Below are 12,565 nucleotides of genomic sequence, written 5' to 3'. Positions count from 1 at the left end.
AGAGGGAGATGCCTTTGAAACTCCCCTGCAACACGCCAAACGAATCCGCCAGTACCGCTGATTACGCAGGGGTTACGTTTTTGTTAACCTGGATAACATCCTTACGGTAAGCCATCCTTGTTTTTAAAAAGCCAAGGTGGACAAATGGCACCTCTTCTAAAGCAGCACGAGTAACTTTTTGATAATGTGGAGATATTAACTTCGCATCCAGAATTGATCTGCCTTGCTCCAAGAGCCTCGCAAGTTCTGGTCGATAAGACATCGGTGAAGCGATCGAACCATCTTTTCCTAAAGCGTGAAAAATACCGTCTGGATCTCCGCTCACAACAGCCAGCCCTAGCACAAGAAGATCAGATTTAAAACTTTTGTAGTATATGTTTCTGATCTCTTCACCTTCCGCTATAGCAGATTGCAAATGTAGTGCGACCCCTCGTTTTTTTAAGTAGTCAAATATCCAGCTTTCGGTTTGACTTGCCGTAACTAATAATGGGCGTTTCTTAGTTTGATTTTTAAACTCAGTAATATACTTTTGGCCTTCTCTAATTATTTTATCAGCATCTGATTTTTCAATCTGGCCCGCCTGAAGAGGTAGATAGATCTGGGGATCTACGATTAGCGTACTTTTCAGATGAGAAGGCAAATCGCCGGCTGTCACGGCCTCATACATTAATGCTTGAATTGCTTTACGGTGTTTAAGGTTAGCAAAAAAGCTCCCTTTTCTACCGTTTAGAATAAGAGTGGAATGCCTTGAAACACTGCCGAGATAACATGAGACAACTGAACTATTGTCATAACATTCATCAATACTAGTTTTTTCAGCAAAAATATAAAGTTGTATCTTGTTCGCTTTCAGTGCCTCTATTGCTTCGTTGGGGGCTACAACTTCATATGTAATTCGCGCAAATCCACCATGTTCAGTAGCAAACTGATTGCGAATATATTCGGCTTTTCCATAGGACTGGCTAAACAATACATAAGGTCCGGTCCCCAGGTATTCCTCTTTTTCTTTTATATATGCCGCCATCCTAGCTCCTGCCAAATAAACCAAAGCAGTGCGAAATGGACGCTTAAATTCAATAATCAGAGTCGTTTCGTCTGGAGTTCGTAAACCTTGCAATGATCCAGTTTTATCAAACTCATCGAACCCGGCAACTTTATAAAGGACATCTCTGAGGCTATTGTTAGCTGACTTCGGGATAACTGAAAGCGCAGATTCCCACGATTTTTTGAAATCGTAAGATGTTAAAGGCTTACCATTTGAAAATTTCTTCTTAGAGTCTATCTTAAACTCAAATACGGTATAATGCTCTTTTATAGTCCAGCTTTTAGCTAAAAGCGGCTCAACTAAGCCACCTGCCCCAATCCTAACCAGGGTTTCGTACTCATTTGATAGAATCGCATCAGCGTAGGCTGAATGTTGTAAAGCAGGAATCAGTTCCCCCCATTCAGAAGGCACTCCCACTTTTATAGAGGTATCGGTTTTGGTGGCGGTTATGCATGAGCATAATAAGACAGCACAAGAAAACCCAAAGATAGACCTCATTTTTTACTCCGTAATGACACTGCTAGTTGCTGACAGAATTAAAGCTGAATCTAGCATGTCTTTCTCAAACCTCTTCAATGCATTAGAAAGGATTTTTGAATTCGACGTTGCCCTTAGCCCATCGGAAGAAGCGATACCGTTTTCTTCAAAATACTGGAAGTATTTATCTGGCAATAAACCCTGATCCAATCGGCGAAAAAATTCTGCACTTAATTCCATTTTACTCACTTTTGGAATCTCAACATTGCTTGCAAAATTAACGGCAAAAGCAATTGATCGAATCGGCATTAATGAACAAACAACCAACAAAAACCTTTTTAAATAATACATCTTAAGCCTCCGCTCTGTTTTTATTTGTAATAATCCAGCATCCAGGATCTTCCTTAAGAAATGATCCAGAAGTCGCGTAACTTGAATTGCGATCACCACCACACCGGCGATAGAACTCGCATTTTCCACAAGTTTCAATTTCGCCTCTTCGTAGCGACTTCATTAAAGGAGACTCTAAAAATAGGTTTTCAAGGCCGTCCGAGAGGATATTCCCTAATACATGATCAGCACGGCTGGACACCTTAAGATTACCTCGATAATCGACAACCAAACCCTGAAAACCAAATTTTGATCCCGCACCCAACTTTGAATCAAGTAAGTGATAAAGTGGCTGATTGGTATTTGTGCGAACACCGTAGTTTTTTGAATACTCCAGTACCTTAGTTAATGCTATTCGCAAATCATGTCCTGTTAATGCGGAATCTGCCCCAGAACTCTCAAGGCCTGATCCAAAGCCTAATGGAATAAAGCGAGTGAAATTCATTGCATTAACATTTAATTCTTTTGCTAAAGCAAAAAACTCACTAATATTACGTGAAGTCCTTCGAGACAGTATTGCAAGGAGTAGTGTGGATATATTGTTTTCACGCAGTGTATGGACACCCCCGATTGCTTTTTCGAAGTTTCCTCGACCTCGAAAATAATCATGCTCGGATGCATTTGGACCATCAATTGAAATCTGAAAAGTTATGTTGAATTCTTTGAATCTCTTGGCAACCGCTGGAGTCACAAGAACTCCATTAGAAAGAATATTTATCGCAACCCCAGGCCAGCGACTATTTACATTTTCAATTAAGGGCGACAGTAGCATTGATGCTAATGGCTCTCCTCCGCAAAAAGTAACGACCGGATCTAAATAAAGTTTGTTACATAGCGATTCATACTCATTGAGAATAATAATCCAATCGTCATATTTGATCGCCCCACGATTGTTGTGGTTTTTGTGATAACAATGTGAACAAGACAGATTACAGCTATTTGTAATATCTAGCTGAATGTGCAAAAATTTTTGCCCACCAAGTGATCCTACCAAACGCTTCATTATTGAGTTAAGTATCGACTTGGCCATTACAACGATTCCTTATTAATCAGTTCGTCTGCACCTTCATAGCCAAGCGCGCTCAGTTTCCTAAGCAAAGTGGTCTTAGGTATTTTCAAAAAGTCTGCTGCCTTCCGTAACGAACGAATTTGGCCCATTTTTGTAATTAAGAAGTCATTTTCCTTTTGCTGTAAATAGCTCAGTGCTTCGCGCTTAAAAGTTGGGTAATCGACATCATAGGAAACTGTAAAATCTGATGATGGTTCGCGAATACTACTTAGAAGATAGCTGGGGAGATTTTCTGGACCTATTTCATCCGTGCGAGAGAGAACAAACATGCTTTCCACAATATTCTCTAATTCCCTCACGTTACCTGGCCAATCATAAGATTTTAAATTTTCTAAAGTTCTGTAAAGAATTCTCTTCTCAGTCTTTCCTCGGTATTTTTTTTGGAAGCAGGAAACTAAAGGCTCAATGTCTTCCGGTCTATCTCGAAGCGGAGGAAGTTCTAGCGGCACTACGTGTAAACGATAGTAGAGATCTTCCCTAAACTTCTTCTCCTGAATAGCCTTCTTAAGATCAACATTAGTGGCTGCAATAATTCGAACATCAACCTTTATCTCGCTTTTGCCACCTACTGAGTAAAACGTTTCATCCTCTATAGCTCTTAGTAACTTTGCTTGAAGGTCAAAAGGCAACTCTGCAATTTCATCTAAAAAAAGAGTTCCTTTATGGGCTTGCTCGAAGAATCCAATTCTCCGACTATCAGCTCCAGTAAAAGAACCTTTTTCATGTCCAAATAATGCACTCTCAAGAAGTGCCGCTGGAATGGCGGCGCAATTAATTGCGATAAACGAATTGCTTTTACGACAAGAGCTGTAGTGCAGAGCACGGGCAACAACCTCTTTGCCTGTACCAGACTCACCTCTAACCAAAACAGTCGCTTTGTCGTCCTTTACTCGGTCAATGACTTCGCAAACTTGCCTCATGCTCTCTGATCTGCCAATAATCCCTAGGCTACTCATAAATTGCTCATTTTCTTGCAGTCTGTTTTTTACTGATAAGTTAGAATCACCAATCCCCCGTATCAATTCATCGTACTCCAATAAACACTTGTCTAAAGCTCGGGTAAAGCCGTCTATATCATCTTTAGCGACAAAATCTTTAACTCTCGCTCGTAGGCTTATGATTGCAGGTGCGGATGATTCGTCACCTGTACATATTATAATTGGTAACTTAGGATTCTTCTGAAACATTTGAATTGCCAATTCAGCACCATTGATATTTTCTTCCTCAAAATGAAAATCTAGGACGACTGCTGCGAATCCGTATGGATCTGATTTAACAGCCTGCCAAGACTCTTTAGCTGAATTTATAAACAATGGTTCAACGTTCGTATAATTACGGAGTTGGTACTTGAATGTCTCTAGTGTTAATATGTTGTCATCAGCGATTAAAATTTTATATTTCAAACAAGGCTCCATGTTATCATCCGTTCGTTAGAGCAACTCTAATGCCAACTCGTAAGGTTGAAATATTAGTTTCCAAAGCAAAAACTTCAATAAGTGGTCTATAAATGGACCGATTATAAAAGACAGGTTCACTACTAAAGAAGGCTAAACTGTTGAATCTCTTAATTACGGGACACATGCTTGCGACAATTTGGTGGTCCATCGATGGAACAATAAGCTGTTTCTTATAGTTCCTCTCCTTATTATCCCCCTGAAATCAAGGTACTTGGCCGGTCCATCGCAACCATATAATACGTTACGAAATGTAATATGATATTAAACAAATCGAGTTTGCAAGATAAACTGAAGATTTTACATTGTGAACACAGAATAAATATCAAAAGCTGATGAAAATTTCATTATATTTTAAACTGTATATTTTTAAATAGTATTAGAGCACTTGTGAATGTTGGCTAGCCCCTACTTTCCATATATCTGGTCCCCATTCTCGGAAAAACCGCTCGCTAATCTGTCGTAGTTTTTCTACCACGTCTCGGATGGCATGGCTGTCGCTCCAGTCAATTTTTTTATCTACCCTCGCCACTTAATTTTATAAATAATTCGTTTTTAATAAAACAACTATGGGCTCTTAGATAAGAGCTCGGTAAGAGCTGTTTGCCGTTGGCGATTATCAATTTGGCCTACGGCCATAGCAAACGCCTTTCTTGAGCCGACAAATATAGCCAGCTTTTTGGCTCTCGTAAGTCCGGTGTAAATCAAATTGCGAAATAGCATATTAAAATGTTGGCCTAAAACGGGAATTATTACCACTTGAAATTCCGACCCTTGGCTCTTGTGAATTGTGACGGCGTAAGCTAAAGACAACTCTCCCAAGTTATCTTTTTCATATTGAATCCGCCGCTGGTCACCACCGCCGAAAAGTACCTCGCAACCCACTTCTTCCGCATCAACTTTAGTAATCACGCCGATGTCGCCATTAAAAACCCCGAGATCGTAATTGTTCCGTGTCTGAATGACGCGATCACCTTCACGCAAAATGCGACCGCCAAACTGAACCTGACATTTTCCCGGAGCTTCAGGATTGTTCGCGGCCTGTAAAGCTTCATTAAGACTCAGGGAGCCGACACTGCCGCGCACCTGGGGAGTGAGCACCTGAATTTCTGCCCGACCTCCAAACCACTCCGGAATAGTTTTCGTATAAAGCCTAATCACCGTCTGAGCGGCACTCAGTCCATAGTGCAGCGAAGACCAGGGATGAAACGATTTTAAAATTTCCATAAGTTCCAAATGCTCTTTTTCGGCCTGCGCCAATTTTACCAAATCGACATGTTTAAATTTTTCTGGAATCACAAGTACAGACTCGCGCACACTTTGTTCATTCACGTTTTCGGGCCGGTAAAGCGAATCCACCTCTAAGCCACTGGATGTTTTTTGCAACCGACCTATCCAAGCGTCACCGGACTTAAGCAGATGCTTTTCGTTCTGGTCGAGGGTTTTCTCAATTGCGAATTTAGTTCTCCTTAAAAAAGTAATCTGATCTTGAGTAGCCTCGTCCGCATCGACGAATAAGCAATCATGCCCTTCAGTAAAAGCTTTAGAATGAGCCAGCGGAGAAATTATTTTTGGAATCTGACCGGCGTTAATTTCATGGGCGAAGCGAATAATAGAGGATGCTTGAGCCTGGCGAAATACTTTCGTCAAACGGAATCGAGGAACATTCTCTGCCCTCAAAAGATCGGCCAGAACGTCACCTGCCCCTACGGCAGGGAGTTGATCGGGGTCACCGATAAATAAAATCTGCGCCTCACTGGGAACTGCTTTGAGAAGACTTGACGCGAGACTGATGTCTAACATCGAAGTCTCATCTACAATTAAAAAATCAACCGATAGGGGATTTTCCTCAGTTTTCTTAAATCCGCCTTTATCCGGTGCCCATTCCAGCAAGCGATGAATCGTTTTAGATTCAAAGCCTATCACTTCGGTCATCCGTTGGGCGGCTCGGCCAGTGGGCGCCGCAAGAATCACTTCTTTCTTCATGGCCTTAAGAAGTGCCACTAAAACTTTCGTGCATGTTGTTTTTCCACAACCGGGGCCACCCGTCAGAATTGAAAAAGAGTATTTTGGTATTTCAGAAACAGCCGCTCTTTGCTCGTCGCTTAATTTAATTTCGTGTTTTTCACAGTATCTTGAAACCCAAGCATCAATCCGCTGCGGATCGATAGTGGTTTTCGAGGCTAAAAAATGTCTGATAAGATGAGCTGTCGTCATTTCGTCAAAATATAAGCCCTTAGAATAGTGACAGTCTGACGAGACTTCGCCGATGCTCGGTAACCGTCTTTTTTTTATTTGATCGGTGTGGTGCAGTTTGTTCAGAACGCCCTGAATTCTTTCGATTTCTATTTTTTCACGCAAAAGCTCTACCGAACCACTGAAAATCTGTGCCTCCGTCAAATAGCAATGACCCTCGTCGCGACTCCCCGCCAGCACATGTTTAATGCCCGCCTCGATCCGAAGCTCTCCGGTTCTTTCAAATCCCATTGCCAATGCAATTTTGTCAGCAGAAAAAAAACCAATGCCGTAAATATCGTGTGCCAACCGATAAGGATTCTCCGAAACAATTCGTATCGCCTGATCACCATAAGTTTTGTAAATTTTTGTAGCAAAAAGCGTACTGATACCGTAGCCCTGTAAGAAAATCATAACATCACGGATAGCTCTATGCTCTGCCCATGAGGTTTTTATCTGTTCAAGTTTTTTCTCGGCAATTCCTGGAACTCTCATTAACTCGTCAATGTCGTCCTCAAAAACTTCCAAAGTCCGGTCTTTAAAGTGACCGACGATTCTCTTAGCGGTTGCGGGACCTACGCCACGAATAAGACCAGACCCAAGATACTTTTCAAGAGCCGCTGCCGACGCCGGTTTTTTCTCCACGGCTCGAACAGCCTTGAACTGCTCTCCATATTTTGGATGATAATTGTATGATCCCAAAAACTCCATTGTCGATCCTGCAAAGACCTTCACCTGATGAATTAACACAGTAATCATTCGACCGGGATCGCGAAACGAAGACACTTTAAGTACAGTCCATCCATTCTCTGGATTATGAAAGGTCACTCGCTCAACAATTCCGTTAAGACGTTCGAGATTTTCTTCTGATGCGTTCAGTGGAGTTTGCATTTCAAAAGCAACCTACCCGAGATCCAAGCTCTGCGTCAAAATCCCATATTGGGATTTTATTAAAATCTGAGACTTGAAGCTGGCCTGCCCATAAAAGACGCGTTGCTTCAACTCGGATGGACGCTCTAAGACCTCGAATAAAAAAAAAGCGGTTCACTTACACCATTTGTCACATATGGGGCGCGTTTATAGATCTGACCCTAGTGAGATATTCCACCGTCTTTCACTCACTCAAGGCAAATTCAACCACAAACATTTTTGATTTATTAACATTCTTTCGAGCATTTATTAGTCCTGTAAAAAAGGTTACTAATAGTCGCTGTTACTATTAGTAACCTCATGTTGCCATTATGATTATGGTCAGCAAAAGACTTGAGGGAATTCCCCAAAGATTTCAAATTGATGCAGATAAACAGTTGCGAGGTATTGCTCGAAAAATTCAGAAAAAACGCGAACGTTTGAACCTTTCTCAGGAAGAACTTGCAGAACAACTCAATATTGGCCTAAGTACCCTAAAAACAATCGAGCAGTCGCGACGTTACCCTAGCCTACCCATGCTCTTTTACATCTGCCGTTTTTTAGATATTAAAATCACTATTGGCTAATTATTTTTTTGTTTCAATATATTCTCTATTTCTCCGATAAGGCAAAAATGGGACACGGTCTTTGCAGAATACTTTTGCTTTGCCTCTTCTTGGGAATTACTTCTTGTACCAAAATCGTTACTGATTTCGTTAACGGTGGAGGTAGAACTAACCCCTCTTTACCTCAAATCAATGTTGTTTCATCGACTACAGCTATCGCCGATGGCTTTTCAGAGTTGACCCTGACTCTTAAAATCCTAGATCACTCAGGGCATCCCATCTCAAATAGGCCTGTGGCTTTTGATCAAAATATTCAAATGGGAATCAATAGTCTCATTTGCACAAACACGAACTCCGAAGGTCTTTCTGTGTGCAAAATCCGCTCACACCGTGACGGAGTCAAAGCTCTTAAAGTTGCTGGTCATAGCCAGATTGTAAACGTCGAATTCATAAGAAGCTTTGATCAAAAGGCGATTTTGTTTGATACCCTTGGTGCAAGTCACTCCCCAACACTAGCCGGGCCTGATCTCGTGTCAGGGTCTAGTGGCAAAAGGATTGATAAACCACTGATCGAAGAAACGGGTGTCACTTTGAGATCTGATCCCAGCGCGATCCACTAAAATATTATTTTTAGGGGTACTATCAGTAATCTTTACCGCATGGACCTGTGAATTCTAATAGATCTAGTCCTTCGTCGTAAATGGCTTCTCACTTTCGTCTTATATTGAGGCGATAGCTCATCCAAATTATGTAAAGAGTGTTCAATATATTAAGGTTTCTACCGATATATCTATATCATGATTAGGCATAACACTCACATTTTGAAATGTTCCATTCTTATTGTGGTGTCGTGGTTTATTTTTACTGCCAAGTCTTTAGCACAAGTCCCATCCAGTTTCGTTTATCAAGGGCAGATCATGAAAACTGGGGGCATTCCTCTAGAAGCAAATCCCGTGGTTTTTACAATTCAAATTTTATCGCCGGTCAATGATTGCGTCATGTATGAAGAACAACACTCGATCAACATGCTCGCTTCTACCGGAGTATTTAGTTTGAATATCGGTGCAGGGATCAGAAGTGGGACTAACTTCGAGGACACATCAGCTTTGTTAGATATTTTTAAAAATGGTCAAAATTTTACCGGTATTACCACCTGTTCTTCGGGCACAAGTTACAACGCTCTTTCTGGGCATACGCGAAAAATGCGCATTAGTTATAACGATGGTGGTGGACTTGTTACTTTGGCGCAAGATTTCCACATGCAATCCACTCCATTTGCTTGGTACGCCAATAGTCTTCAGGGTTTAACTCCAAATAATTTTGTGCAGGTTAATGCTCTACAAAATCTCACGCAAAGTAATCTTGAAAATTTACTCGGCGGAACCAACTACACCAGTCTTTTGGCTTTGATTTCAGGAACAAGTCCCAACTACATGCCCGTAGGAGCTAATGGAGCTAATCTTCCAAGCTTTGCCGCTGACCCCGTGGCTCCCGCCGCAGGCGCGACGTGGTTTGACTCCACTACAAATCAAGTGAAATTTTATGATGGTACGAGTGTACAAGTCATCGGCGGAGGTGGGGCCGGTACAGGGACCGTCACCAGCATCATTGCCGGAAGTGGCTTAAGTGGCGGAACGATCACCACTAGTGGAACCATCGCCATTGCCGCAGGTGGCGTGACTAATTCCATGCTCGCAAGCGGCATTGATGCAGCAAAAATAACCTCAGGCACACTTCCTTTAGGAGTTATTCCCACGGGGACTGACACCACCAAGCTTCCACTTGCCGGTGGCACAATGGGTGGAAGTATTACGATGGGTGGTTTTGATTTCTTAGGAAGCGGCCACATTACAATGTCTTCGCAAAAAACAATCACTATTGGCAAATACACTAATGCCCAACAGGCCACACTTATCGCAAGCCCATTGACGGTGGCCAATGCCGGAGCCACTTGGTACAATAGCGACACCGGAAAGCTCATGTGGTGGAACGGGAGCTCTGCTCTTGAAGTTTTAGACGCTGCTACGGCGGGAACGATTGGCGACATCACAGCAGTGAATACGAATGCGGGAAGTGGTTTAAGTGGCGGGGTCGCCACAGGGGCCGCGACCATTACTATTGTGACTGATAACTCAAGTACTGAAATCAACGGCTCTAACCAGCTACAGCTTAAAGATTTAGGCGTAACCACCGCAAAGATCAATGCGGATGCCGTGACCACGGGAAAGATATTGGACGGCACAATAGCGACAGCCGATCTTGCAGACTCTAGTGTGACTTCGCAGAAAATTAATACCGTAAGTCCTACAAAAATTGTTTCTGGCCCGGCGGAGTATTTAACTTATGAGCCTGCCGCAACGGCGTGTACCGTTGGACAAACTCTGAAGTGGAGCGCGGCACTTCCGATGGGTTGGATTTGCGGCGATGATAACAATGCCGGTGGTGATGTGACGGCGGTGAATACCACTTTTCCACTCTCTGGCGGGGCCACAAGCGGCGCTATTTCTCTTTCTCTTTTATATGATGATTCGACAATTGGCATGAACGGATCAAACCAAATTTTTGTTAAAACCAGTGGCATTACCGCAACTCAACTCTCCGGTGATGCGGTAACCACCAGCAAAATTCTTGATGGAACTATAGCCACTTTGGATTTGGCAGATGACGCCGTGACCACCGGCAAAATTTTAAATGGTGCCGTGACAAATGCAAAAATCACTTCGATGGGTGTTGAAAAACTCCTAAGTTCCAGCGGCAATTACTTTACCTATGCTCCTAACGGAATTGTGTGCACAAACAATCAAGTTCTTAAATGGTCCACCGCCGATTTACGCTGGAATTGCGATAATGATATTGATACAAATACGGATGCTGTCTCGAGCGTCTTTACCCGAACCGGTGCGATCGTTGCGACGGCTGGAGATTACACCGCGACTCAGATCACAAATACTGCGGCTGGTAATATATCTGCCGTCACGGCTCAAGCGGCGATCAATGAATTAGATACCGAAAAAGTCTCAAAAGCCGGAGACACCATGAGTGGGGCGCTCATCTTAAATAGCACCTTGACTACAAACGCGGCGGTCACCTCCACCGCGGCGATTACATTAAATGCGCAAAACGAGATGCGTTTTGCAGACAGTGATTCGTCAAATTATCTGGCGCTTCGCTCACCGGCCTCTGTCACCTCGAACATCACTTGGACATTACCGAATGTCGATGGAGCGAGCGGAGCCTTTCTCTCGACCAATGGTTCTGGCGTGCTTAGTTGGGTGGCCGGAAATAATGGGGATATTACCGAGGTCATTGCCGGAAGTGGTCTGACCGGCGGAGCCACATCAGGGCCTGCTACTCTTGGAGTAGCCACGGCTGGAATCACTTCAACGCATATTAATGACGGCACAATTGCGACAATTGATATTGCCGATAACGCGATCACAACTTTAAAGATTTTAGATGCCAACGTTACCACCGCAAAAATTAATGATGGTGCAGTAACAGATGCCAAGATTGATACGGTAAGTATAGATAAAATTATAAACGGCGGCTCCAAATATTTTAAATACAAACCCAATAATACAAATTGCACAAACCTGGATACTTTAAAATGGAATAATGCTCTCGAACAATGGGAGTGCGGATCAGACAACAACGCTGTGGTGAGTGTGTTTACCCGAACTGGTGCGGTCGTTGCGACAGCTGGGGATTACACAGCGACGCAAATCACAAACTCTGCTTCAGGAAACATTGCCGCAGTGACAGTGCAAGCCGCCCTTAATGAACTTGATAGCGAAAAACTCGCAAAATCAGGCGATACGATGACCGGTCCTCTTACATTAAATGCGCAAAATGAAGTGCGATTTGCAGATAGTGATTCGTCAAATTACGTCGCCCTTCGCTCTCCAGCGACAGTAGCCTCGAACATCACTTGGACTTTACCCAATGTCGATGGATTAAATGGAACTGTGCTCACTACCAATGGCTCTGGGGGTTTAAGCTGGTCGGCGGCAAGTCAGGCGACGAGTGTGAACGCCAATACCGGCACCGCCGCTGCTCCGAGCATAAGTTTTACCACAGAAGCCGATACTGGTTTTTACAACTCCAATTCCAATGCCATCGGTGTCGCTTCCGGTGGATCTCAAACTTTTGAATTTAATACAGTGGGCCTTCAGTCCCCCACCACTAGAGGACCTTTAATTACGACAGCCGCTGGTTCAGCGACAAATCCGACCTATAGCTTTGCCGGAGATCCAAATACAGGCTGGTACTCCCCTTCCGCTGATGTTTTAGCTGCAACTACTAATGGTTCTGATCGTATGACCATTCTTGCGAATGGGAATGTTGGGATAGGCACGAATAATCCAGGCGCGCGTCTGGAACTTGTTGATTCAGGAGTCTCTAACGGGACTCTTGCATTCAG

8 protein-coding genes are annotated in these 12,565 nt (G+C 43.1%); 3 read left to right on the top strand and 5 right to left on the bottom strand.

What is annotated here, in order from left to right; genetic code table 11:
• Positions 1 to 61: 61 nt before the first annotated feature.
• From K2Q26_13690 to K2Q26_13670, 5 genes are all read right to left on the bottom strand, one after another.
• The gene (locus K2Q26_13690; GenBank protein ID MBY0316571.1) at positions 62 to 1,543 is read right to left on the bottom strand and encodes a hypothetical protein; all 1,482 of its coding nucleotides are present in this window, start codon (positions 1,541 to 1,543) and stop codon (positions 62 to 64) included.
• 3 nt (positions 1,544 to 1,546) lie between these two features.
• A complete protein-coding gene (locus K2Q26_13685) occupies positions 1,547 to 1,873 on the bottom strand; it encodes a hypothetical protein (GenBank protein ID MBY0316570.1) in 327 nt (108 codons plus the stop codon).
• A gap of 1 nt (position 1,874) precedes the next feature.
• Positions 1,875 to 2,942: a radical SAM protein gene (locus K2Q26_13680; GenBank protein ID MBY0316569.1), complete on the bottom strand. Its 1,068-nt coding sequence runs from the start codon at positions 2,940 to 2,942 to the stop codon at positions 1,875 to 1,877.
• A complete protein-coding gene (locus tag K2Q26_13675) occupies positions 2,942 to 4,384 on the bottom strand; it encodes a sigma-54 dependent transcriptional regulator (GenBank protein ID MBY0316568.1) in 1,443 nt (480 codons plus the stop codon). The genes K2Q26_13680 and K2Q26_13675 overlap by 1 nt, the downstream gene beginning before the upstream one ends.
• A gap of 618 nt (positions 4,385 to 5,002) precedes the next feature.
• Positions 5,003 to 7,561 carry an AAA family ATPase gene (locus tag K2Q26_13670; GenBank protein MBY0316567.1) on the bottom strand — a complete coding sequence of 853 codons (2,559 nt, stop codon included), beginning with the start codon at positions 7,559 to 7,561 and terminating at the stop codon, positions 5,003 to 5,005.
• Positions 7,562 to 7,911: 350 nt separating this feature from the next.
• On the opposite strand from K2Q26_13670, the gene K2Q26_13665 reads away from it, so the two are divergent.
• From K2Q26_13665 to K2Q26_13655, 3 genes are all read left to right on the top strand, one after another.
• A complete protein-coding gene (locus K2Q26_13665) occupies positions 7,912 to 8,166 on the top strand; it encodes a helix-turn-helix domain-containing protein (GenBank protein MBY0316566.1) in 255 nt (84 codons plus the stop codon).
• A gap of 272 nt (positions 8,167 to 8,438) precedes the next feature.
• Positions 8,439 to 8,765, top strand: coding sequence for a hypothetical protein (locus tag K2Q26_13660; GenBank protein ID MBY0316565.1), 327 nt, complete (start codon positions 8,439 to 8,441; stop codon positions 8,763 to 8,765).
• Positions 8,766 to 9,062: 297 nt separating this feature from the next.
• On the top strand, positions 9,063 to 12,565 hold a 3,503-nt coding region (locus K2Q26_13655), incomplete at its 3' end, for a hypothetical protein (protein ID MBY0316564.1).

Source organism: Bdellovibrionales bacterium, assembly GCA_019750295.1.
In the GTDB taxonomy this organism is placed as follows: Bacteria; Bdellovibrionota; Bdellovibrionia; order Bdellovibrionales; family JAGQZY01; genus JAIEOS01.
Note: the sequence above shows the minus strand (reverse complement) of the source record. Positions and strands in the feature narration are given on the sequence as shown.